18 protein-coding genes are annotated in these 23,921 nt (G+C 44.6%); 12 read left to right on the top strand and 6 right to left on the bottom strand.

Annotated features, from left to right (window positions below):
* Positions 1 to 110: 110 nt before the first annotated feature.
* A complete protein-coding gene (locus F0228_RS06535) occupies positions 111 to 1,442 on the bottom strand; it encodes a DEAD/DEAH box helicase (RefSeq protein ID WP_061032142.1) in 1,332 nt (443 codons plus the stop codon).
* A gap of 361 nt (positions 1,443 to 1,803) precedes the next feature.
* On the opposite strand from F0228_RS06535, the gene F0228_RS06530 reads away from it, so the two are divergent.
* On the top strand, positions 1,804 to 2,070 hold the full coding sequence (locus F0228_RS06530) for an Lpp/OprI family alanine-zipper lipoprotein (protein WP_061032141.1): 267 nt from the start codon (positions 1,804 to 1,806) through the stop codon (positions 2,068 to 2,070).
* A 156-nt stretch (positions 2,071 to 2,226) separates the two neighbouring features.
* Here F0228_RS06530 and F0228_RS06525 read toward each other — a convergent pair whose 3' ends face one another.
* On the bottom strand, positions 2,227 to 3,222 hold the full coding sequence (locus F0228_RS06525) for a L,D-transpeptidase family protein (protein ID WP_116871267.1): 996 nt from the start codon (positions 3,220 to 3,222) through the stop codon (positions 2,227 to 2,229).
* Positions 3,223 to 3,570: 348 nt separating this feature from the next.
* Here F0228_RS06525 and deoD point away from each other — a divergent pair, with 348 nt between their 5' ends.
* The 4 genes from deoD to F0228_RS06505 all read left to right on the top strand — a co-directional run bounded on the left by deoD (position 3,571) and on the right by F0228_RS06505 (position 9,069).
* Positions 3,571 to 4,281, top strand: a complete 711-nt coding sequence (gene deoD, locus F0228_RS06520; protein ID WP_048661021.1) for a purine-nucleoside phosphorylase — start codon at positions 3,571 to 3,573, stop codon at positions 4,279 to 4,281.
* 82 nt (positions 4,282 to 4,363) lie between these two features.
* Complete coding sequence (locus tag F0228_RS06515) at positions 4,364 to 5,833, top strand: hypothetical protein (protein ID WP_061032393.1); 1,470 nt, start codon at positions 4,364 to 4,366, stop codon at positions 5,831 to 5,833.
* Positions 5,834 to 6,019: 186 nt separating this feature from the next.
* The gene (locus F0228_RS06510; RefSeq protein WP_061032139.1) at positions 6,020 to 7,489 is read left to right on the top strand and encodes a hypothetical protein; all 1,470 of its coding nucleotides are present in this window, start codon (positions 6,020 to 6,022) and stop codon (positions 7,487 to 7,489) included.
* Positions 7,489 to 9,069 (top strand): GGDEF domain-containing protein, encoded by a 1,581-nt coding sequence (locus F0228_RS06505; protein WP_061032138.1) that lies wholly within the window; start codon positions 7,489 to 7,491, stop codon positions 9,067 to 9,069. The genes F0228_RS06510 and F0228_RS06505 overlap by 1 nt, the downstream gene beginning before the upstream one ends.
* Before the next feature lie 96 nt (positions 9,070 to 9,165).
* Here F0228_RS06505 and F0228_RS06500 read toward each other — a convergent pair whose 3' ends face one another.
* Complete coding sequence (locus F0228_RS06500; protein WP_171762045.1) at positions 9,166 to 10,068, bottom strand: DMT family transporter; 903 nt, start codon at positions 10,066 to 10,068, stop codon at positions 9,166 to 9,168.
* Positions 10,069 to 10,316: 248 nt separating this feature from the next.
* Between F0228_RS06500 and F0228_RS06495 the strand changes: the two genes are divergently transcribed.
* From F0228_RS06495 to F0228_RS06465, 7 genes are all read left to right on the top strand, one after another.
* A complete protein-coding gene (locus tag F0228_RS06495; protein ID WP_061032136.1) occupies positions 10,317 to 10,712 on the top strand; it encodes a DUF3302 domain-containing protein in 396 nt (131 codons plus the stop codon).
* On the top strand, positions 10,712 to 11,842 hold the full coding sequence (locus tag F0228_RS06490) for an HlyD family secretion protein (RefSeq protein WP_008215839.1): 1,131 nt from the start codon (positions 10,712 to 10,714) through the stop codon (positions 11,840 to 11,842). The genes F0228_RS06495 and F0228_RS06490 overlap by 1 nt, the downstream gene beginning before the upstream one ends.
* A gap of 302 nt (positions 11,843 to 12,144) precedes the next feature.
* A complete protein-coding gene (locus F0228_RS06485) occupies positions 12,145 to 12,693 on the top strand; it encodes an ECF-type riboflavin transporter substrate-binding protein (RefSeq protein WP_004737739.1) in 549 nt (182 codons plus the stop codon).
* A 6-nt stretch (positions 12,694 to 12,699) separates the two neighbouring features.
* Complete coding sequence (locus F0228_RS06480; RefSeq protein ID WP_171762044.1) at positions 12,700 to 14,394, top strand: ABC transporter ATP-binding protein; 1,695 nt, start codon at positions 12,700 to 12,702, stop codon at positions 14,392 to 14,394.
* On the top strand, positions 14,391 to 15,230 hold the full coding sequence (locus F0228_RS06475) for an energy-coupling factor transporter transmembrane component T (protein ID WP_171762043.1): 840 nt from the start codon (positions 14,391 to 14,393) through the stop codon (positions 15,228 to 15,230). The genes F0228_RS06480 and F0228_RS06475 overlap by 4 nt, the downstream gene beginning before the upstream one ends.
* 214 nt (positions 15,231 to 15,444) lie before the next feature.
* A complete protein-coding gene (locus tag F0228_RS06470) occupies positions 15,445 to 15,915 on the top strand; it encodes a hypothetical protein (protein WP_061032133.1) in 471 nt (156 codons plus the stop codon).
* 232 nt (positions 15,916 to 16,147) lie between these two features.
* Positions 16,148 to 16,612, top strand: a complete 465-nt coding sequence (locus tag F0228_RS06465; protein WP_061032132.1) for a hypothetical protein — start codon at positions 16,148 to 16,150, stop codon at positions 16,610 to 16,612.
* 83 nt (positions 16,613 to 16,695) lie between these two features.
* Here F0228_RS06465 and glgB read toward each other — a convergent pair whose 3' ends face one another.
* The 3 genes from glgB to F0228_RS06450 all read right to left on the bottom strand — a co-directional run bounded on the left by glgB (position 16,696) and on the right by F0228_RS06450 (position 23,863).
* Entirely contained in the window at positions 16,696 to 18,876 is a 2,181-nt protein-coding gene (gene glgB, locus F0228_RS06460) for a 1,4-alpha-glucan branching protein GlgB (protein ID WP_171730502.1), read from the bottom strand.
* A gap of 176 nt (positions 18,877 to 19,052) precedes the next feature.
* Complete coding sequence (gene malQ, locus F0228_RS06455; RefSeq protein ID WP_061032130.1) at positions 19,053 to 21,233, bottom strand: 4-alpha-glucanotransferase; 2,181 nt, start codon at positions 21,231 to 21,233, stop codon at positions 19,053 to 19,055.
* Positions 21,234 to 21,409: 176 nt separating this feature from the next.
* On the bottom strand, positions 21,410 to 23,863 hold the full coding sequence (locus F0228_RS06450) for a glycogen/starch/alpha-glucan phosphorylase (protein WP_105058471.1): 2,454 nt from the start codon (positions 23,861 to 23,863) through the stop codon (positions 21,410 to 21,412).
* Positions 23,864 to 23,921: the final 58 nt, after the last annotated feature.

Genomic DNA, 23,921 nt, shown 5'->3' with positions numbered 1-23,921 from the left:
AATACTAGGTATCAGTGGCTTACATAGACTACAGATACAAAAAAACCGCCTATTTAGGCGGTTTTTATTTATCTAAGTTTTATCAATAGAGCCTTTAAGCTGACTAGTGATTACTCGTCGTCCACTTTTGGCGCGACTTTCTTCTTAGGGATAAATACGCTATCACCCACAGCCACATTTTGATGGAAACTCTTATCGCGTTTAACTGGCTTCTTCGCTGTCTTCTTCGCTTGAGGTTTGCCCGCTTTCTTAGCTGGACCGCCCTTCTTGAAGGCTGGCTTACGAGGCTTGATGCCTTTGAACTTGCCTTTTAGCCCTTCAAGAACAGAGAAGTTAAGGTCTTGCTGCAGGTAAAGCTCAACACGCTTGAAGCTGTCCCAGTCTTTTGGACCCACCAAAGAAATTGCATCACCTTTATTACCAGCACGACCGGTACGACCAACACGGTGAACGTACTCTTCAGTGTGCTTAGGCATATCAAAGTTGATAACGTGGCTTACGTTTGGAATATCAATTCCACGTGAAGCAACGTCTGTTGTTACCAAGATCTTGTAAACCGCACGCTCAAACTGGCTCATGATGGCATTACGTTGCGTTTGGTTTAGATTACCACTCAGTGCAACCGCTTTTAGCTTCTTCTCGTTAAGCTTGTCGGTTAGACGATCAGTGTCAGCACGAGTTGCCGTGAAGATCATAACCTGACGGTACTCAGCCTCTTCCAGAACGCGGTCTAAAATCGCCTCTTTATGATCCAAGTGGTCACAAAGGTAGAACTTCTGCGTGATATCAAGGTGCTGCTCATTCGAAACACCAACAGAAATACGCTTAGGAGCGTCTAACATCTCATTCGCGATGTCGTTCACTTCAGCGTGATCAAGTGTTGCAGAGAACATCAAAGTTTGACGACGACGGTGCTTCGCAGCGTTTGCAATGCGACGAAGTTCAGGAGCAAAGCCTAGATCAAGCATACGGTCTGCTTCATCAAGGATAAGCGTTTCAACACCATCTAGGAACAACGAGCGGTGCTCTAGGTGGTCAGCAAGACGACCTGGAGTCGCAACGATAAAACGAGGATACTTACGCAGTGCTTTCACTTGGTCGTTAAAGTTCTCGCCACCCAAGATAAGCGCCGCTTCGTAAGACAAACCACCCAGCATGCTACGTAATTCACCGTAAACTTGCTTAGCCAGCTCACGAGTAGGAGCCAAAATTACACCACGAGGATCACGAGCAGAAAACGCTTTGGTTTTTAATGCCTTGTGAATCATTGGCAGAACAAACGCCAATGTCTTGCCTGAACCCGTTTTTGATGAAGCCAATAGATCCTTACCGGCAATAGCAACAGGGATCGCTTTCGATTGGATCTCTGTCGCTTTCTTAAAGTCGTAATGTTTTAAGTTCTTCAGTAAGCGGTTATCTAAGCCTAAATCTTTAAAGTGCAAAGGACTCTCCAGTCATGATGGTATTGAATAAAATTATTTTAACGCGACATGATACCGCGAAAATGCTTTATAAGGATAGAGATCACAGAAAATTTATCCCTACTAACAAAGTTGTCTAGAACATTGTATGCGTTGCTAGCAAAGGGTTAGCCCCATTCAATCGACGAAAAAGTCCTTCAAAAGCGGCCATCTCATAAGTGAGACAGAACGTGATGCTTAGCTAATTCCCTCAAAAATTTAGCAATTTCTTTAGTTATTGTTTTTGCAGTTAAAAAATTAGTCGCTACAATCATTAATGAAGCGACTATATGATAAAGAATGTATAGCGCATTTTTTGATGGTAAATAAGCAAGGAGTTCTTATGAATAAGACGTTAATCGCAGCTGCAGCCTCAGTTTTCATTCTAGCTGGTTGTTCTTCAGAGCCAGAAGAAGCTGCAGTATCAGAAATGGATCAACTAACTAACCAAGTCGCTCAACTAACAAGCGAAGTTGAAGCTCTTAAGAGTGACAAAGCAGCAGCAGAAATGAAAGCTCAAGAAGCTTCTGCAGCCGCTATGGCAGCAAAAGAAGAAGCGGATCGTGCTAACGACCGTATCGACAACATCGCTGAGTCTTACACTAAATAGTTTGATATCTAAGCGCGATTAAGCTGTAGATTAAATAAGTCGCAAAAAGCAGTATATAGAAAGCACCACCTCTTAACGGATGTGGTGCTTTTATTTGGGGAAAACTAAATAGGTTAAAAGAAGAAAGTAAACCGACTCTCAACAAAAGCCTACGAGTTAAAATTCAATCACAGGAGGTGCGATTTCAACAGGCACACCATTTTGAGCAAAGATAACCGCTTTGGCTTTTGAGTTTGGTAGATCGGCATCTTCAAGCCACCATTTCAACTCTACCGGGATTTGTAGTGATTTTTTAGAACCATCACTTCGAGTCAATGGCTCATGCGCTTCAACAAACACACTTCTATCTGGCTCTAATGAAACCTTGATCGGCTCATTAATAATGGTCACTTGCTCACCACGGTTTACCTGTTCAAAAAGCCACTCTATATCTTTAGGCTCCATTCGGATACAACCTGAGCTAACACGCAGACCGATACCAAAGTCTTTGTTAGTACCGTGTATAAGATAATCCCCCGCACCATAAGCAAGTCGCAATGCATATTCTCCCAATGGGTTTTCTGGCCCAGCTGGAACCACCCTAGGTAATTCGATCCCTTTCTCTAGATACTCTTCACGGATTGACTTCGGTGGTGTCCAGGTCGGGTTGGGTCTTTTTTGACTTATCTTGGTGATCATTTCTGGCGTATCACGTCCTACTCGACCAATGCCGACAGGGAATACGTGCACCTGGTTCTTCTCGGGCTCAAAGTAATACAGCCTTAACTCGGCAAGGTTAATCACAATTCCTTTTCTTGGGGTGTCCGGCAGAATCAAACGACTAGGGATACTCAGTACATAGCCTTCAGCAGGAAGGAAAGGATCAACGCCTTTATTTGCCGCCATTAACGAGAGAAAACCAATATCGTATTGCTTTGCAATGTTCGCTAGCGTTTCACCTGCTGCGACTTCGTGCTGTTGTATTCGACCTACAATGCGACTCTCTTCAGGAGGCAGTTCAAAGGTCGCCGCAGACACCCACGACGACACCATCCCAGCAGCAATCAAAGTACCTTTCACTGCAAACGTAGTTGCTCTCAATGCAAACGAAACGGTCTTGCGTATTTTTGTTGTCATGGAGTACAAAAGCGTCGAGTTAGCGCAATACAACATACAATTCCTTGGTTTACTGTCCTTATCAAAGTTTAGATTATCGTTGATTAAACGTCTCTACAACGAATTGTTACTTCAAACCCCATATGCAATCGATCTTTAATTTGAGTTTTTTCTTTAAATCACCTTCAATTATTCCACACAAAATCGATTGCCTTTAAGATTTCAACATATTTAGTTATCAATATTAATAAAACGATAATAGCAGAGCCATTTTGTGACTAGGGTCTCATGGAGCCTCGTTTTAACTCGCTAATATTGCCTCAACAAAACGAATTCAATTCAACAGAATCGGTAATTGATTAAATCCTGTTCCTATAATTACCGTTTAAACTTTGGAGAACGACCATGGCTACACCTCATATTAACGCTCAAGCTGGTGATTTCGCAGAAACAGTACTGATGCCGGGTGACCCGCTTCGCGCAAAATACATTGCTGAAACATTCCTTGATGACGTGAAGCAAGTTTGTGACGTTCGCAACATGTTCGGTTACACAGGCACTTACAAAGGTAAGAAAGTTTCTGTAATGGGCCACGGTATGGGTATCCCATCATGCTGCATTTACGTGCACGAGCTAATTGCTGAGTACGGTGTAAAGAACGTAATTCGCGTAGGTAGCTGTGGCGCAGTACGTGACGACGTTAAATTGATGGACGTTGTTATCGGTATGGGTGCTTCAACAGACTCAAAAGTAAACCGTATTCGTTTCAACAACCACGACTTCGCGGCAATCGCTGATTTCGGTCTTCTAGAAGAAGCAGTAAACCAAGCACGTGCACAAGAAGTTCCAGTTAAAGTTGGTAACGTATTCTCTGCAGACCTTTTCTACACTCCAGAAGCTGACCTTTTCGAAAAAATGGAAAAGCTAGGCATCCTAGGTGTTGATATGGAAGCGGCTGGTATCTACGGCGTTGCTGCAGACCTTGGTGCTAAAGCACTGACTATCCTAACAGTATCTGACCACATCATCCGTGGCGAGAAACTAAGCTCTGAAGAGCGTCAAAAATCTTTCAACGACATGATGAAAGTTGCTCTAGAGACTGCAATCAACATCTAACGATTTGATAAAAGATACATTGAAAGGCGTTACCCCGCAGCCAAGTTCACTTGGCTGCTCAAATAATCCCGAGGGGGAGATCGTGTCTAACGACAAGCTGCCAAAAGATGCGGATGGTTTGCAACTCAACTTTTGTAAAACATTGGCGTGTGACAACTTTGGCTTGAGCGATGCAAAACGTTATGTTTTGCAACACGCGAACCCTAAGCGTCCAGCGATGGTTTGTCGTGAATGTGGAGCTTTCCCCCCCTTACTTAACAATCGTGAAGTGTTAAGCGAACTTCATCGCCTAAGACAACTTCATAGCGATGGGCTCCCTGCTTGTCGTAATGACGATTGCGATAACTTCGGCTTATCGGTTCATACCCATAAACATCTTTATCATGCCTTCGGCTACAGCGGCGACAGGCAGCGTTATCGATGCAAAGACTGCCAATCAACGTTTGTTGACAAGTGGTCTGGTTCCAATAAAAAACTCCAGTTTCAAGAGAACCTCATGGGCTTACTGTTCATGGGCTATTCCGTACGTGAAATCTGCCGAAAACTAGAGATCAACCCAAAGACTTTCTATGACCATGTTGACCATATCGCGAGCCGATGCCGTCGCAAATTAGCGATGATCGATGCACGATGGGTAAATCATGCCAAAGACTATCAGTTCGCTTCCCATTATCAGCGCTTACAACCACAAAGTAGCAACGGAGTGGTTTGGATAGCGACGGGTGAGGCGCATTCTGGCTATATCCTTTGCCAACACGTGAATTACTCACAAAATGAAGAGCCATCAGGGAATGTCGATCACAACCCTTATGATGATGTGGCGCGCTTTGTATCTAAAGAGCACTCTTCAGAAGCGAATCTTGAACTGCCTCAGCGATCAGACAAACTCAAAGAGCGTATTGAACAGCAATACCAAGTCATTTTGGCAAGAGGCAATGTTGAAGACCCAATGGGTAACCTCACAACGTTTAGCTACCCTTCGAAAGGGGCGCTCATTCGACCGCCTTATACGTCTTATGCTCACTTCCTGCATGTGCTTGATATGTGTGATGAGAACAAACACGTTGCGATCTATATGCCACAAGATCCATTACTAAGATCTGCCGCCCTGAGCGTATGTTTGCCGCGTATCCAGAGTCAAAATATTGACCTTATGTATGTAGAAGAAGACGCAGGCTGGCAAGACGATCAAAGTTTTGAAAAGATCGATATCGTTCACATGAGTTGGTGGCGCGATCGCTGGGCTATTGCCAATCAAGGTGATAAGCAGAAAGGTATCTGCTACCTAACAGGCAGTAATCCGGAGCCAAAACAGTGGTTTAATACCGCATCAATTCAACAAACCAAGTTTTATCAAGAGCGTTTTCAGGTGCTTTTTGATAGCTTTATCAATGAGCCAAGACGTAAGCTTCGTCCAGGCGGCATTCTTCCATTACTCGACATATTCAGGGCTTGGCACAATCTGTGCTATCAAGATAAGCAAGGACTCACTGCAGCGCAGCGCTTAGGCGTAGCAGAGCACCCATTGACGTTAAAGCAACTACTTTCATAAAAACAAGCGCTCTAGATAATTATTCGGGAACTCATTGATTTTAAAGTAACAACATGAGGCATCCCCCATAATTGGAAAAGATTCATGTTCCTTTAGTGCTCTGAGAAAGATAATTGGTGCTTATCCTAAATCACACTCTTATAATGATTGTGTTATCAATATGTTCGATAATTATGGATCTAAGCCTTGGACAAAAATCAGTACCTTCTTGAAACAGAACTAGAACAACTCAAAACTCGCGTCGACTCTGAACCATTGGTGATCCTAGAGATTGCACAACAATGCCTCGTCAGATCCGAACAAGTTCTGTTTGAAGAAGGCGCGATTCAGTCGCTAATGTTGATGGCGAGATGTTGCTGGAACCTAATGGATTACCAAAAAGGGTTAAAGTACATTAAGGAAGCCTATAAGCGACAAAGCCGCTTAGATACCGATCTTTTTCTGCCCGAAATCCTCCATTTACACGCGCTCCAGTTCTGGGGACAAGCTAAGTACTACTCTGCACAACAGTTCTGGATCAATGCGTTAGAACAATCAGCGCTGGTCGATGAGGTCGAGATTCAAATCGAATGCCTCATTGGCCTTGGCAACATCTGGCGAATGACTCACGAATATAAGCTGGCTCGCTCTACACACCAGCTTGCCGTTAAAGTAGCCAACAACAGCCGTATTGGTTGGTTAGAAGGTAAAGCAAGAATCCTTCTCGCATGGGATTACTACCTACTCAACAACTATGTTGAAATGCTGTCAGTATTAGATGGTGCAGAGGAAGCGTTAAAAGAACATAAAGACAACACTTGGCACGCAGAAGTATGGGACTTCAGAGGCTTAGCTCTACTTGGCCTTGAGCGCTTAGACGACGCTGAACGTGCAACAGCCAAAGCGCACAACTTGGCAGTTGAACACAACCTAGTTTGGATGAAAGCGCACTCGTATATCAGTCGTGCTCGTCTAGAGTTGCTACGAAAAAGACCAGAGCAAGCTGCGGAACTGCTTAGGCTTGCGGAAGAGTCAGCAAACGAATTTGATAATGGTGAGCTACTCAGCCAAATCTGTTATCAGCAATCTTTGGTCGCAGAAGAAAACCAGGATTTTAAAGCCGCTTTGATCGCCTTTAAAAAGTACCGTCAATATTCTATCGGTATGCTTCGAGAACAGACTACTCGAGTTGGTCTAGATAAAGCGCGCAGCTCCAAACGCCAACTCGAACAGAGAGCGAGAAAGCTCATCAACCGTATTCGTGGCCAACACGAGTATGACCCTGAAAAGCATTTCTCTTATGTCGTGTCTGAAACCTTTTGGTGGGAACAGCTGGTTCTGTTCAAAACAGAGCTTAAGCGTTCAAACCACAGCATTATCATGTTCCAACACGTCGATCCTGACTATTTAGATGTCTGCACCGAAATCGCTCACACCTTATGTAATCAAGATGACTTCATTTCAAGGCTCAGTTCTGAGCGTGTTGCTCTCATGCTCTCTGAAAAAGGCGAAGCCGCAGAGCAAACCTTCCAAACTCTAAGTACCATGCTTGATATTTATCCATGGCATCGAAAAGGATTAAAAGGTTCAAAACCAACCGTCAGCCTCAATGACATTTTGACGTTCCCATTCACTCTTGAACAACTAGAAGAAGACGATGCCGAGGTAAGAGTTTGATGGAAACGCTACTAAGTAAAATCACCGATGCAGGTCTAGACCCTTCTTCCGTTTCAGGTGAAGAAGCGATCATATTCTGGAACCATATTCGCCAGCATGTTTCGACAACCAAAACCGAGCAAGCGCACTGCTATATCATTAGTTCGGAATATCGCGCTGAACTGCAGCAAACCCAAACCAGTATCGAAGAACTTAGACTGGCACTCAATCTATTAAATTTGCCAACAGATATAGAAGATATTCTGACCGTCAAAACCAGCCTAAGTGATCGCTTGGTAGAAGTTGGGGATTACACTTCGGCGCTTAATGAGTTCGTTAGCTCATCATCCATCGCGGTTGAACATGGCTATATCGATGAATACGTAATGGCAATTCTAGGCATGGGTAACCTGTGTGACGCTTATGGCGACCACAGTAGAGCCCTTCGTTATTACCAAAAAATCAATAGCATAGACCATGCGATAAGTAGTCGCTCGCTTCGTCTCAAGTTCAAACTTCATATGGTCGCAAGCTTACTGCTACTCAACCGCATTACTGCCGCTAGCGACTTACTCAATGAGTGTGAAGAACTCAGTATTCTGGTCAGTAACAAGCTGCTTACCGCTCAGATCTTGCTTTACCAAGCAAAAGTGTTGCGTGCAAAGAAGAAATATCACGAGGCGCTCCGTTGCCTGTCTAAGATTCAATACTCTGCTAACAACACGCAAGCAAGTTGGTTAGCAACCATGACACGTCTCGAGCTCGCTCATTGTTTAAGTGCCATCGGCAAACAAGAATACGCCAGCATGATCTTGTCGAGTACAGACAAGCGCATGAAGGTTTACTCATCCCCTGTACTTGCTAAACGTTTCTATGACTCACTTAGTGATGTATGCATGAACCAAGGACGTTTTCAGGAAGCACTAAGCTACGAGAAAAAAGGCTACCGAATTGAGACGGATCTAATGAAACAGATCCCAATCAGTGAGCTGGGAGCCAGCCAACTTCGTCGCCTGTCGAGATTCGAACTGCAACTAAAACTCATCCTCTCTGAACAAGAAAACAGAGAGCTAAAAGAGACAACCGAACAGCACAAAAACGCTGTGGCACAGCTCCAACAGGATGTGTTCACCGATCCATTAACCGGTTTGCACAACCGCCGATGGTTAGACGTGAAGCTAAAAGATATGTTGTTACACGACACCTCTTTCGCACTCATGGTTGTCGATATTGATCACTTTAAGTCGATCAATGATGAACTGAGCCACCTAGTGGGTGATAAAGCAATTGTGAGTGTCTCTCAAGAGTTAAGGTCATACTTCAAGTTCCGAGGCGCTTCCTGTGTCAGATTCGGTGGAGAAGAGTTCCTAGTCATTCTTGAGAATACCGACATGGCAAAAGCAGAAATGCACTCGGAGAATTACCGTGAGCGCATTTTCCAATTTGGTTGGCATGAAATACTCGGTGAGCGTGGCTTAACAGTCAGTATTGGTATCACGATGCATCGTGAGGGAGAGAATACACAGCGTACCTTCTATCGAGCAGACAAAGCCTTATATCGTGCAAAAGCAAACGGTCGAAACCAAGTCTGCACCGAGTAATGAAATAGTTAAAGTAGTGCCGAGCCACTTAAGCTCGGCACTATCCAATAACAAAACAATAGCTTGCTTCAAGCTTTATCTATTCATGAAAAGACGTTATTGATAGAAGAACAAAGATATTCCACCTACTGCGGCAAGCGTGCCTATAAGACTCTGTTTTGAGACCTTCTCCCCTTTCAACGCATAGATCACCAGAATAAAGACCGGACTGGTCGCTATCAATGTTTGAGCTATCGCGGGATTGGCATTTTTTAAAGCGATTTGTTGCAACCAAAGCGCGAGAAACGTCCCAACAAAAATTGCGCTGAGTAACCATAGCTTGTCGAGTTTAGTCATCTCCCACAAATCCCTTTTGATTGATGAGTAAGGTTTATTCTCAACAAAAGGAATAATAATCATCACCGCAAACACGCCGATTGCCAGGCGAATCAACGCCCCCAACAATGGTGGGATATCACCAGCGACCAAAGCATAGTGAGAAATGACCACACCTGAAGCTTGGCACACACTTGCTACTAGCCCGTATCCAATGCCGCTCCATTGCGCTTGGTTAGTTGAATCATCACTCACCGAATTAGATGGCTGAAATACTACGAAGGTCACCGCTAAAGTGGTGATGACGACACCGAGCCAACTTTGAAGTGTCAACGCAGCACCTAAGAACATCAAAGCCAGCACACCAGAAAGAGGCGGAGCTAACGATTCAAGCAGCAGTGTCTTATTGGCACCAATTCTTTTCAAAGCAGCGAAGTAAGCACTGTCACCAATTGCGATTCCAATAATTCCTGAAATCGCCAATATCCAAAAGTGATTAGCACTCAGTTCAAACTCTGGCATTTGGATGAGCGGCATCACAAGCAGCATCATGACTGAAGCAACCAAACCCTTGATGATATTGAGCTGCATTGCTGAGAAACGATGCCCAAATTGCCCATAAATCCAAGTCGCACACGCCCACACGATAGCGGCACCGATCGCCGCTATTTCACCTATATACATTTGTATCCATCCTTGTGGTTATGTGCATCCCGCATATTTCAACGATCACTATTGAGTCAGTATGACAAACAAGATAACAGAAATAACTCAATAAATTAGAGAGTGATTTTATAAGTTCCAATAATGACATCGCTCACATTAGAAGCAAAAACACATTATTTATAACTCGGTAAATCATTTTGATAACAATTACTTGGATGATAGCGTAGTATATTTATAACTAATATCTAACATCACAAGGATCTGTTATGTTTTTAGACTACTTTGCGCTCGGTCTACTGATTTTCGTAGCATTAGTCATCTTCTACGGCATCATCGTCATTCACGATATTCCCTATGAAATTGCGAAAGAACGCAATCATCCTCATCAAGATGCTATTCATGTCTCTGGCTGGGTTAGCCTTTTCACTCTACATACTATCTGGCCGTTTCTTTGGATCTGGGCGACATTATGGCGCAAAGATCGTGGGTGGGGCTTTGCCAAACTCGAAGAAGAACAGCACGACATTCACCACCGTGTTGATATCTTAATCGACCAAGTGAACACTCTTCAGGAAGAAATCTCACAACTCAAGAAAGCAAAGCCAGAGCAAAGTAAGCAAGATAACGATCAAAATAAAGCTCAAGATCAGGAGGTTAAGTAATGGATTTACTGCTGATAATGACCTACGCGGCACTGTGTATCACCATTTTTAAGGTGTTCAACATTCCGCTAAATAAATGGACTGTCCCTACTGCTGTTCTTGGCGGTGTGATCATCATCGGTACTTTGATCTTACTGATGAACTACAACCACCCTTTCACTCAGATTGGTAACCAAGTTTACTCAACAACGCCTATCGTTTCAGGGGTTAGAGGTAAAGTAATTGAAGTGCCAGTAGAGGCAAATAAGCCTCTGAAAAAGGGCGATATCCTCTTTAAAATCGATCCTATTCCGTTCGAGGCTGAAGTCGCAAGATTAGAAGCGAAAGTAAAGGAAGCAAGCCAAGGTGCGCTAGGAATGGAATCTGACGTTGCTGAAGCTGAAGCTGCAAGAATCAAAGCTATTGCTGAGAGAGACAAAGCTCAACGTGAGTTCTCTCGTTACAAACGCGGTTACGACAGTGGTGCCTTTACTGAGCAACAACTGGATACTCGCAGACAAGCGTATAAAGCATCAGAAGCTGCCGTAAAAGTGGCAGATGCGACTTTAGAAAGAGCAAAAATTGCTTTGGATTCTGAGATCGGTGGCGAGAATACAGCAGTATTAAGCCTATTAGCTGAATTGCGTAAAGCTCAGTTTGACTTAGAGCAGACCGTGGTTCGAGCGCCTACCGATGGCTACGTGACTCAATTAGCACTGCGCCCAGGTGTTATGGCAGTGCCACTGCCACTTGCTCCGGTGATGACTTTTGTTCACACAGAAGACCAGTTCTACACCGCAGCCTTTAGACAAAACTCTTTGCAGCGCTTACAACCAGGCTATGAAGCAGAGTTCCTGTTTAGAGCATTACCAGGCAAAGTATTCAAAGGACGCATCGAAGAAGTGATTCCAGCCATCGGTGAGAGCCAATTCCAAGCGAGAGGTGCGCTACTGGGTACTGAGGCATTGCGTACTAGTGGCCGTGTGTTTGTGAAATTGACCATTACTGATGACCTGTCTGATTTCCACTTACCTATGGGTACAGCAGTAGAAGTTGCAGTTTATTCAGATAGCTTCACTCATGTATCTATCATGCGTAAAGTACTTATTCGCATGAAGAGTTGGCAAAACTACCTATACCTAGATCACTAAGCCAGGTATAGGTTGGTCAAGAACTGACTTAACACACTGTTAATGTGAATGAAAAAGCCAGACCTGCTCTGGCTTTTTTGTTGCTTGATTAACCATAAACCAATGCTTTTTACATCATATAAACTTATCTGGATGGAATTTTAGACATCTAGACACTTACCTTCCCTTATGGAAGGGTTCTACTGTATAATGCGCGCCTTATTTTTTATATTTGCCTAAAAAACGATCTCGATGAGATACCTACTAAAAATGGCGAATATACGTTCTTTGTTATTTTTATCTTTCAGTATTTGAGGTTACCTATGAACTTTTCAGCTAAAACAGTGGTTGTCATTGCCATTGGTGCAGCACTTTACGGCATTGGTGGTTTACCTATGTTTGGTGTGCCAGTGTTCGCTAATACGACATTAAAACCAGCAATGGCGGTGTTAGCACTGTTTTCTGTTTTGTTCGGCCCAATTGTAGGTTTCTTAGTCGGCTTCATTGGCCACTGGGTAACAGACCTATTCGCAGGCTGGGGTGTATGGTTAACTTGGGTATTGGGCTCAGGTATTGTGGGTATGATCATCGGTTTATTCCCGATGTTGACCAAGAACCGCCTTCAGCAAGGTGAGTTGCCTATGAAAGACTTCGCGCTGTTTGTGGTACTTGCCCTTGCTGGTAATGTGGTCGGTTACGGATGTTCTGCATTCCTAGATACCATCCTTTATGCAGAACCGTTTACTAAAGTCTTCACTCAACTGTCTATCATTGCAGCGGGTAACACCGTTCTGATCGCTGTTGTTGGCTTACTGATCCTTAAATCAGTCGCTAAACGCAACAAACAAAGCCGTAACCTGACTGAGGCATAAGCGATAATGACTATAGCATTTTCGAACTTCTCTTTTAGATATGAGTCGCTGGATAAACCGACGCTAAAAAATATCAATCTAAGGATAGAGAAAGGAGAGAAAATCGTCATTATTGGACCAAGCGGCAGTGGTAAATCTACCCTAGGTCAGTGTCTTAACGGTCTAATCCCTCACGCGATTAAAGGTGAGGTTACCGGTTCTTTAGAGATCAACGGCAAGAACATCTCTAAGTTTTCAATGCACGACTATACCGAGCAAGTCGGCACGGTATTGCAAGATACTGATAGCCAATTTGTCGGCTTGAGTATTGGCGAAGACATCGCATTCGCTCTGGAAAACCAGTTAGTGTCGAACATTGATATGTACCCTCTGGTTAAGTCGACAGCAAAAATGGTCGGCTTAGCAGATATGCTTGATCGTTCGCCACATGATTTATCAGGCGGTCAGAAACAACGCGTGTCATTAGCAGGCATCTTAGTTGATGACGTTGACATCCTGTTGTTTGATGAACCTTTGGCTAGCCTTGACCCGAAAACGGGTAAAGCGACTATCGAAATCATCGACCAGCTTCATAAAAAAACCAACAAGACTATCGTAATCATCGAGCATCGTCTTGAGGATGTTCTGCACCGCGATATCGACCGAGTGATCTTGATGGAGCGCGGTGAAGTTGTTGCGGACATGACACCCGATGAAATCTTAGCTTCTGAACTGCTTGAAACACACGGTATTCGTGAACCGCTTTATTTATCTGCTCTTAAGGCAGCGAAAGCACCTTTGACCAGTGAAGATAAACTATCAAACCTCAAAGCTCTCGATTACAAAAGGTTCCGTCCTGCAGTTCAGACTTGGTTTGCAGAGCGCCCGACTCCAGTTGCCGAGAAACAGTACCAACCTTTGCTTGAGGTCCACGGCCTGACTTACTCTTACGATGGTGAAAAGAACGCTCTCGAAGATGTTAGCTTTAAGATTGGTAAGGGTGAGTTCGTTTCAATCTTAGGCAAAAATGGCTCCGGCAAATCAACCATCACCAAGATTATCATGGGTGTGATTGACGCAGATTCAGGGTCTTCGTACCTCAACGGTGAAGACCTGTCAGAACTTTCTATCTTCGAAAGAAGCCAGAAAGTCGGTGTAGTGATGCAGAACCCAAATCATATGATCTCGCATCATATGATCTTTGATGAAGTTGCATTCGGTCTGCGTAATCGTGGGGTTACAGAGCAGGAAATCAAAGAGAAGGTGGAAAACGTTCTTGAGCTGTGTGGCTTGAGCAAGTTCCGCCACTGGCCAATCGAAGCGCTAAGCTACGGTCAGAAAAAACGCGTAACGATCGCTTCTATCTTAGTATTGGAGCCAGAGCTTCTGATCTTGGATGAACCGACCGCTGGTCAAGATTACCGTAACTACACCTCAATGCTGGCGTTTATCCAAAAGCTTAACCGCGAGTTAGGTATCACCGTCGTGATCATTTCACACGACATGCACCTTGTTCTAGAGTACACCACACGCTCAATTGTCATTGCTGACAGTAAGCTGATTGCCAATGCCGCGATGACGGAAGTATTCAGTCAGCCATCGCTGTTAGAACGCGCAAATCTTTGTACCACCAGCATTTATGAACTCGCGACCATGATGAAAATCGACGACACCAATGCATTTATGCAGTACTTCATCGACTACGAGAGAAGCTCGCTATGAATGCATCAAAAGTAAAATTCGGCATCAACTACATTGATACCAAATCACCGCTGCATGCGTTAAACGGCATCACTAAATTTGCTCTTTTCTTAGCTTGGGTGACTGTTGTATTAACGACATTCGACCTACGGTTAATCACGTTACTCATCCTAACGGGGCTTTATCTACTCAAGCTAACCAGAGTGCCGGTTAGGGTTTATAAGCCGCTGTTACTTGGTACGGCTAGCGTACTGAGCCTGAATGCTTTATTCATGTATCTACTTGCGCCTCAACAAGGTACTGATCTTATCGGTAGCGAAACACTATTACTTGCTTTGCCTGGTAACTACTCGTTGAGCCAAGAGACATTGTTTTACTTGGTGACCGTAACACTTAAGTACATGAGCATGTTTCCGATAGCGCTGATCTTTGTATTCACAACGCACCCGACTGAGTTTGCGGCTAGCCTCAACCGCATTGGTGTTCCTTACAAGATTGCCTACGCAGTGAGCTTAACGCTACGTTATTTGCCAGAAGTTAAGAAGGATTTCGTCAACATCATGCATGCCCAACAAGCTCGTGGTGTTGAACTATCTAAGAAAGCGCCACTTCTTACACGCATTAAAAATGTTGCTAAAGTGTTAGGGCCATTGATTTTCTCAAGCCTAGATAGAGCAGATGAAATATCGAATGCTATGACGCTGCGTGGCTTTGGCAGACACAAGTCTCGCACTTGGTATAGCTACGCACCATTAAAACGTATAGATTTTATTTGTCTATTTATCATTGGTTTAATCGTGATGTTGGCTATCGCGAAACGCATTCTTGAACCAACGTTGTTTTGGTATCCATTTTAGTATCAAGCTAAACAACTAGTTAAAATGATACACCGCTCAATAGGGCGGTGTTTTTGTTTTACCTATCCACTTTTGAACAAAACTTAACCGAACAAACCATAACCATCGGATTTTGACGATAAACTGACCGTTTCCTCACATCTTTGGTTTGAATTCTAATTTAGAAGCTCTTAATATTCTTTTTACAGAATGTTGCGCGAAATAGAGATTTGTAATGGCTCGAATTACCCAAGTACAGAAACTAGAAAACCAAAAGCACTACGATGAGATCGTACTAAGCCTTTTTCTAGCTGAAGGACATGAAGCACTAACTTATGCAAGGATTGCTCAGGAAATTGGCATTAGTTTAACAACGCTTCAGGGTTACTACCCATCGACTCGTGCTATCCGCTCCGTATTACATCAACACATGCTTTCGATTGTTATTGAGAGTTTAGACTTCTCGTCTGAGGAAGCCTTTGTTCAATCATGGCAAAACGCTTTAGATAATGAACAATTCCGATACGTGATCAAGTTGATGTTCTTTCATGCTTCGCAAGTGAAAAGCCCTGAAGAGTTCAATATCAGCTCAGATGGTGAGTTTCGAGAGAAAATGTTTGAGAGCTTTGGTAACGATTCAGTTCGACTCCTTGAAACTGTGGTAGGACGTTCAATGTTTTATCTAACGAACTTCAAACAACACTGAGCAAATACGTCACCCCATTGAAAAAGGAGCTTTAAAGCTCCTTTTTTGTGCCTAAAACAAAACAACTGCAGAATACCACTCCATAGGCACACCCATGTTATAGATAATTATAATGCCTTGTAATTAAAACTAATTTAGCGCTATAACGTATAAATTCATTGTTATTTATTTGTTCTCGGTACCTTACATACCTAAACTTTCTCAATATGAAATAGACGACTATAATTTTAAAATGTCTCGAATTACTAAAATACAGAAACTAGAAAACCAAAAGCACTACGATGAAATTGTACTCAACCTTTTTCTTGCTGAAGGTCATGAAGCACTAACTTATGCAAGGATTGCTCAAGAAATTGGTATCAGTTTAACGACGCTTCAGGGCTATTATCCAACGACTCGTGCTATCCGCTCCGTATTGCACCAACCCATGCTCTCGCTCTTCATGGAGTGTCTCGATTTTTCATCAGAAGAGGCATTTATACAGTCATGGGAGAACGCCCTCGATACAGAGCGTTTCCAGTATGTGATAAAATTAATGTTCTTCCACGCATCACAAGTTAGTCACCCCGAGGCCTTTGATACGACCTCGAAAGGTCAGTTTCGCGAGAAAATGCTGGAGAGTTTTGGCACCGATTCGATTCGGCTTCTTGAGACCATGCTAGGACGCTCCATGCTCTATCTCACCAACTTCAAGTAGCTCAGATCAATTTGCTGAAATAATAAAGGGAACCTCTAAGGTTCCCTTTTTGTTCTGTCTAATAAGTGACGTATCTTCGTTAACTAGTTCAGCTTGTAGAAAACCGTTGATAATGGCGGCAAACGCAGCTCAATCGATGTCGCTAAGCCTTCGCTTTCCACTTGTTCAATTTCAGCAACCTGCTTCACTTCAAAACCACTACCTGCGTAATCTACAGAGTCGGTATTCAATAGCAACTTATACTGACCTTGTGCCGGCACGCCTAAACGGAAGTGCTCGTGAGGAACTGGCGTAAAGTTCGATACCACCAGCACACGCTCACCAGATTCACTGATACGCTCGTGAGCTAGAATGCTCGCTTCCGCTGAATCCTGTAGACGCCATTCAAAACCTCGTGGGTCGAAGTCCAAATCATGCATCGCAGCTTCATTACGGTAAAGATGGTTCAGATCTTTGGTTAGCTTTTGGACACCTTGGTGACGTTCGTAGTCGAGTAAGAACCACTGCAGTTGGTCATCATGGTTCCACTCTGCTGTCTGGCCAAACTCAGCCCCCATAAAGTTAAGCTTCTTACCCGGCTGTGCGTACATGTAACCCATGTATGCGCGTAGGTTAGCCGTTTGCTGCCACTCATCACCCGGCATCTTGTTATGGATAGAGCCTTTACCATAAACCACCTCATCGTGAGACAGTGACAATACATAGTTCTCACTGTGTGCGTAAACCAGTGGGAAAGTAATCGTATCGTGGTGGTATTTTCGGTTAATTGGATCTTCTTGGATGTAAGATAAGCTATCGTGCATCCAACCCATGTTCCACTTAAAGCCGAAGCCTAAACCACCCATAAAGGTCGGTGCAGAAACACCAGGGAAAGCCGTCGATTCTTCCGCAATGGTCATCGCATTCGGGAAATGTTTGTAGACTTCTTCGTTCATCCATTTCAATGTCGCGATGGCGTCGTAGTTCTCATTGCCGCCATCAACATTCGGAATCCATTGATCGTGGCTACGCGAGTAATCGAGGTACAGCATTGAAGCTACGGCATCCACACGAATACCATCAATATGGAATTGCTCGAACCAGTACAGCGCGTTTGCCACTAAGAAACGACGTACGTGTTCGCGACCTAAGTCATAGATGTACGAGTTCCAATCCTGATGCCAACCACGACGCGGGTCTGGGTCGTGGAACAGCGGTGTACCATCGAAGTTAGCCAAGCCGTGATCATCACTTGGGAAGTGTGCTGGAACCCAGTCAAGTACAACGCCTAGACCGGCTTGGTGACATTGGTCTACGAAGTATTTGAAGTCATCCGGTGAACCAAAGCGGCTGGTTGGCGCGAAAAGACCAACAGGCTGGTAGCCCCATGAACCATAGAAAGGGTGTTCTGAAACTGGCATCAACTCGACGTGAGTGTAACCAAGCTCAGTGAGGTACGGGATCAGCTCTGCTGCTAACTCGCGGTAGTTTAGAAAATCACCTTCAGCATTACGCTTCCAGGAACCAGCATGTAATTCATAGAACGACAGTGCTTCTTTACGCTTCTCTGTCACTGGGCGATTTTGCCATTTGGCATCTTGCCACTCATAACGAGCGTGATCGTAAGTCACAGAAGAGAACGAAGGGTACTGCTCAGAGTAGAAACCCCATGGGTCAGCCTTGTGAGGTAAGCCTTCACCATTTGGTCCTTTTAATTCGAACTTATATTGAGCGCCCTCTTCCAAGTCTGGAATGAATAAGCCCCAAATACCGTAGTCCAAACGTTGCATAGGGTGGCGACGACCGTCCCACGAGTTGAAGTTACCTACTAAGCTAGCCGCTGTTGCATGCGGTGCATAAACCAAGAAGCGAGTACCAGAAATTGTCTGACCATCACGCTCTAGCGTAACAAACTGAGCCCCCATGTGATGGTACATATCTTTAGGTGTGTGAAGGTCTTCATAGCTCGCGTACAGATCATGATACTGGTAAGGATCATCGATGATCTGCTCTACTCCCGCCCAATCAACTGCAAGCTTATAGTGAGTAAAACGCAAATCTCTTTGTTGCTTAAGAATGAAGCCACTTTCATCCTCTCGCTCTAACTCAATACGAGGTTCCTTTCCAACAATCAACTCGACTTTATCTGCCCCAGGGATCCATACGCGTAATGCACCTTGAGCTGAAGGTAAGTACGGCCCTAAAAACGCAAACGGGTCAGTGAAACAAGCCTGTGATAGTTGGGTATATATTTGTTTTTGCTTTGAAATCGAACTTAGTTCCAAAACGTTTCTCCCTAACCAAACATCCAAAAAATATAATACAAAAATGCCCGCTATTAGTGCGGGCAATATAACGACGATTTATTCTACCAGATGAGCATTCATTATTGAGTGACCAAGGTTGTAGTTTCGTACGCCGTAAGCAAAAAACCACCTATTTTCAAAGCCACTCAAACTCATCATTTACCTGCTTTTTCTCGAACTTCTGTTAGCTTAGAAGCAATTCGATTCACGCCGTCATGAGCAAAGATTTCGTCTAGGTTCATCGATAGTTTACGACGCCAGTTTGGGTACTCATCTACAGTACCAGGAATGTTTACTGGCTGGTCCATTTCCAACCAGTCTTCCAATTGAACACTAAGTAGTGTTGAGCCACCGGCAGCAACGTGCAGTTGAAGTGCTTCCGCAAGGTATGAGTCCATTGGTACTTGGCTCGCGTCACGGCCTACACCTTCAGGTAAGAAACCATGCCATGCCACAGAGTCTAAGATACCTTGCTTACATTCAAGACGGTCATCAAACAAGCCGTTCAGCTGCTCCTGATCTGGGTACAGACCAATCTCTTGACCCATTTTCAGGTCATCGCAGTGCCAGAAGCCACGTAGTGTTGGCATATCGTGAGTACATAATGCCGCCATCGACTGTTCAGCATAATGAGCAGGTGAGATGAAACCACCATCTTCTTCTGATGTTTCGAAGAAGAACACCTTGTACGAGTGAACACCCGCATCAGCCAAGATATCGACAATCTCATCCGGCACAGTACCTAAATCTTCACCGATAACGCTACATTGGTAACGATGAGATTCAAGAGCAAGAATTGACAGCATGTCTTGAACTGGGTAGTAGATGTAAGCGCCTTTCGTTGCGTCTTCACCTTTTGGAATCCACCATAGACGAAGCAGGCCTAATACGTGGTCAATACGCAACGCACCACAGTGCTTCATGTTTGCTCGAAGCAACTTGATGTAAGCATCATAACCCGTCGCCTGAAGTACTTCTGGGTTTAGCGGTGGAAGACCCCAGTTTTGACCCAATGGACCAAGAATATCTGGCGGAGCACCGATGCTTGCATCCATCACAAGATTACCTTCATCAGCCCAAGTTTCACTGCCTGAATCCGCAACGCCTACCGCTAGATCTCGATACAAGCCAACCGCCATGCCTTTTTCTTCTGCCAATGACTGAGCATCGTTGATTTGGCAGTCAGCTAGCCATTGTAGGTACATGTAAAGATGTACTTTATCTAGGTTGTCTTTGATGTACTTTTGAGTAGCTGGGCTGTCGAATGTACGGTATTTCTCAGGGAATACCGGCCATCCCCACATACCAGAATCTTCAGCATGCAATTCACCGTGCAGAGCGTCAAAGGCCGCTTGGTGCATCAGGCTATCACCGCCCTCTTCAACAAACGCTAAGAATGCTTGTGCGCGATCGCTGTTTTTGTCTAAGTGACGAGTTTTAAACTCTGTAAATAGCAGAGGCAAGATGCTCATCTTCAGCTCAGACACTTCGGTGTAGTTCACCCAATGTGCATCACGTGCTTTCTGAAGGCGCTGTTGGAACTCTGCGCTGCCTACTGTTTGTTGCGCTTCAGCGCTTAATGCAAATTCAGGAACTGAGCTCACATCAATGTATAGGATGTTCAACCAACGACGTGAAGACGGGCTGTATGGGCTCGCACCTTCTGGGTTCGCTGGGAATAGAGAGTGAATTGGGTTAAGACCCACAAAATCACCACCACGTGATGAGATGTCAGCAACCAGCTGTTTCAGATCACCGAAGTCACCGATACCCCAGTTATGCTGAGTGCGCAGTGTGTAAAGCTGGACACTTGGGCCCCAAAGCTTTTTGCCTTCTTCAATTGGCGACTGCTTAAAGCACGCTTTAGGTGTAATAATTAGCGTCATTTCGTAAGGCTTTTTACGGCGCTTACGGCTCACAATTAACTTGTGGTAACCCCATGCCAGATCACTTGGCAATGCAAACACTAAAGGGCCACCCTCTGCACGCTCATCACGAACGACTTGAGATTGAAGATAGCCTTCAAGTACCTCTCCTTGCTCGGTCTCTAAACGCCAGCTGAACTCACTTTCACGAGCGCTTACACCTAGATTCAACGCCACTTCTACTGGCTCACCATCACGCAAGACAAGAACTGGGTCTAGTACATCTTTTTTGTGTTTTCTTTCTGCTGACTTAAGCAGTGCATCATCGCTGCTTGTATCGTAGCCCAATGAAGCCAGTAGAGATGTAATTGTCTCATCTGATACCTGTGCTTCATCGCCCCACGCACTAACGTAACTGTCGGCAAGGTTTGCCATTTCTGCGACTTGTTTTAATACGGTCTGTTCTTTCATCGCTCTCTCCGAAAACGTTCTAACGCTTTCAATTTTGTAGGGTTGTTATTTAATCTGTTACTAATCAATTAGCTTGTGACAATCAGTTTGTGAGCATTTCTATCGGAGCTAAGCCATCTGTTTGCTCACAAGCTAATTGAGCCAAGGCAGAGGCTGCCTTGGCTGCGTTGGAAGTATTAACGGTTAACCGCTTCTAGTTTCCAGATATTGTTCACGTAGTCGCGGATAGAGCGGTCTGATGTGAACTTGCCAACCAATGCGGTGTTAAGAATCGCTTTCTTAGCCCAACCCGCTTGGTCTTTGTATTGCGTGCCCATGTCTTCATGCGCTTTCACGTAAGAAGCAAAGTCAGCAAGACATAGATATGGGTCACCACCATCTAGCAGGCTGTCAAACGTTGCACGTAGAAGGCCTGGTTGACCTGGTGTGAACTCTTCACCAGTTAGTAGATCAAGTGACGCCTTCAGTAGTGGGTCTGCATTGTAGTAATCGTATGGGTTGTAACCCTGAGCTTTCAGTGCTTGTACACCATCAACGTCTAGACCGAAGATGTAGATGTTCTCATCACCCACTTCTTCACGGATCTCAACGTTCGCACCATCCATCGTACCGATAGTTAGAGCGCCGTTTAGAGCCATCTTCATGTTACCCGTACCCGATGCTTCTTTACCCGCTAGCGAGATTTGCTGAGAAACGTCAGCCGCTGGGATGATGATTTCCGCCATGCTTACACGGTAGTCAGGGATGAATACCACCTTAAGCTTATTACCGATGCGAGGATCGTTGTTGATCTTCTCGGCAACCTTATTCACTGCGAACATGATCTCTTTCGCTAGGTGGTAACCCGGTGCTGCTTTTGCTGCGAAGAAACATACGCGTGGCTCACACTCAAAACCAGGTTCGTTAAGGATGCGGTGGTACAGAGATAGAATGTGAAGCAAGTCTAGGTGCTGACGCTTGTACTCGTGCAGACGCTTGATTTGCACATCAAAGATAGCGTTAGTATCTAATTCGATACCCATGTTCTCTTGAACCCAATCAGCAAGACGCTGTTTGTTTTCTTTCTTAACCGCCATGAATTCTTTTTGGAATTTCGCGTCTGTCGCGTACTTAGCAATGCCTTCTAGCTGCTCAAGTTTCGCAGGCCACTCTGAACCGATCTTATCTGTGATTAACGCAGACAGACCTGGGTTACAGAACTTCAACCAACGACGTGGTGTAATACCGTTTGTTACGTTAGTCAGTTTACCTGGGAAGATTTCGTTGAACTCAGGGAATAAGTCTTTCTTAACTAGCTGAGAGTGAAGCGCTGCTACACCGTTTACCTTGTAAGAGCCAATTACACATAGGTTTGCCATGCGAACCATGCGGTGGAAACCTTCTTGGATGATAGAAAGCTTCGCTTGCTTCTCACCGTCACCAGGCCACATCTTACGAACTTCTTGCAGGAAGCGGTGGTTGATTTCAAAAATGATTTCCATGTGACGTGGAAGTAGACGCTGGATTAGCGACTCAGACCAAGTCTCTAGAGCTTCTGGAAGTAGAGTGTGGTTCGTGTATGCAAATGTGTGTGCACTGATTTCCCACGCTTCATCCCAAGATAGGCCGCGCTCATCGATAAGAATGCGCATTAGCTCTGGGATCGCGATTGTTGGGTGCGTATCGTTTAACTGGATAGTCTCTTGCTTAGGAAGATCCGCTAGAGAGAAGCCTGCTGCTTCGTGACGACGTAGGATGTCACGTACAGACGCTGCAGAGTGGAAGTACTGCTGCATTAGACGAAGCGTTTTACCCTTCTCGTGGTTATCATTCGGGTATAGAACCTTAGTGATGTTACCAGCATCGATCAGTGCGTGTTGCGCTTCGAAGTAATCACCGTTGTTGAAGCTTGCTAGTGAGAATGGTGCAATTGCCTGGCATTCCCAAAGACGCAGTGGGTAAACCGTGCTTGACTCGTAACCAACGATTGGTAGATCCCATGGCATTGCTTTTACTTCCATACCTGGAACCCAAGTACGCACTTCTTTACCGTCAATGTATTCAACTTCAACATGACCGTAAAAACCAATGTGTTGCGCAAGTTCTGGACGAGCGATTTCCCATGGGTAGCCTTCAACGCCACGCCATGCATCCGGTGCTTCTTTTTGACGCCCGTCTTCGAAAGACTGCTTAAATAGACCGTACTCATAGTGTAGGCCGTAACCTACTGTTGGGAATTCTTGTGCTGCACAAGAGTCCATGAAACATGCTGCTAGACGACCAAGACCACCATTACCTAGTGATGGATCACGTTCTTCTTCTAGAAGGTCCGTTAAGTTCTGGCCTAACTCTTCCATCGCATGCGTGATCTGCTCATACAGACCCATGCTAATTAGGTTGTTACCCGTTAGACGACCAATCAAGAACTCTAGCGAAAGGTAGTTTACGCTCTTCGCATTTTTGATTTTCTCGTCATTTTCAGTTTCTAACAGGTCAAATGTTGTAAGTTCGGCTAGCGCGCGACCCATTGCTAGGTACCATGCGCGGCTATCTGCGTTTTCTATAGTAGTTGCGTAGGTTGCAGATAGATGTTTCTTAACGCTTTCTTGGAACGACACTTTATCGAAAGTTTTTTGCTGAGTTGGTTTCATTTCAGAAATCTCGCTTTTAATAGTTCTAATTCATCTGTGACATATCGTGCATGGTCAC

This window comes from Vibrio sp. 99K-1, from assembly GCF_013114585.1.
In the GTDB taxonomy this organism is placed as follows: Bacteria; Pseudomonadota; Gammaproteobacteria; order Enterobacterales; family Vibrionaceae; genus Vibrio; species Vibrio chagasii_B.
Note: the sequence above shows the minus strand (reverse complement) of the source record. Positions and strands in the feature narration are given on the sequence as shown.

Bases quoted from the DNA above. Each gene is read 5' to 3' on its own strand.
- F0228_RS06530 (WP_061032141.1), top strand. From the start codon at position 1,804: ATGAATAAGACGTTAATCGCAGCTGCAGCCTCAGTTTTCATTCTAGCT.
- F0228_RS06525 (WP_116871267.1), bottom strand. From the start codon at position 3,222: ATGTTGTATTGCGCTAACTCGACGCTTTTGTACTCCATGACAACAAAA.
- deoD (WP_048661021.1), top strand. From the start codon at position 3,571: ATGGCTACACCTCATATTAACGCTCAAGCTGGTGATTTCGCAGAAACA.
- F0228_RS06505 (WP_061032138.1), top strand. From the start codon at position 7,489: ATGGAAACGCTACTAAGTAAAATCACCGATGCAGGTCTAGACCCTTCT.
- F0228_RS06500 (WP_171762045.1), bottom strand. From the start codon at position 10,068: ATGTATATAGGTGAAATAGCGGCGATCGGTGCCGCTATCGTGTGGGCG.
- F0228_RS06495 (WP_061032136.1), top strand. From the start codon at position 10,317: ATGTTTTTAGACTACTTTGCGCTCGGTCTACTGATTTTCGTAGCATTA.
- F0228_RS06490 (WP_008215839.1), top strand. From the start codon at position 10,712: ATGGATTTACTGCTGATAATGACCTACGCGGCACTGTGTATCACCATT.
- F0228_RS06485 (WP_004737739.1), top strand. From the start codon at position 12,145: ATGAACTTTTCAGCTAAAACAGTGGTTGTCATTGCCATTGGTGCAGCA.
- F0228_RS06480 (WP_171762044.1), top strand. From the start codon at position 12,700: ATGACTATAGCATTTTCGAACTTCTCTTTTAGATATGAGTCGCTGGAT.
- F0228_RS06475 (WP_171762043.1), top strand. From the start codon at position 14,391: ATGAATGCATCAAAAGTAAAATTCGGCATCAACTACATTGATACCAAA.
- F0228_RS06470 (WP_061032133.1), top strand. From the start codon at position 15,445: ATGGCTCGAATTACCCAAGTACAGAAACTAGAAAACCAAAAGCACTAC.
- F0228_RS06465 (WP_061032132.1), top strand. From the start codon at position 16,148: ATGTCTCGAATTACTAAAATACAGAAACTAGAAAACCAAAAGCACTAC.
- malQ (WP_061032130.1), bottom strand. From the start codon at position 21,233: ATGAAAGAACAGACCGTATTAAAACAAGTCGCAGAAATGGCAAACCTT.
- F0228_RS06450 (WP_105058471.1), bottom strand. From the start codon at position 23,863: ATGAAACCAACTCAGCAAAAAACTTTCGATAAAGTGTCGTTCCAAGAA.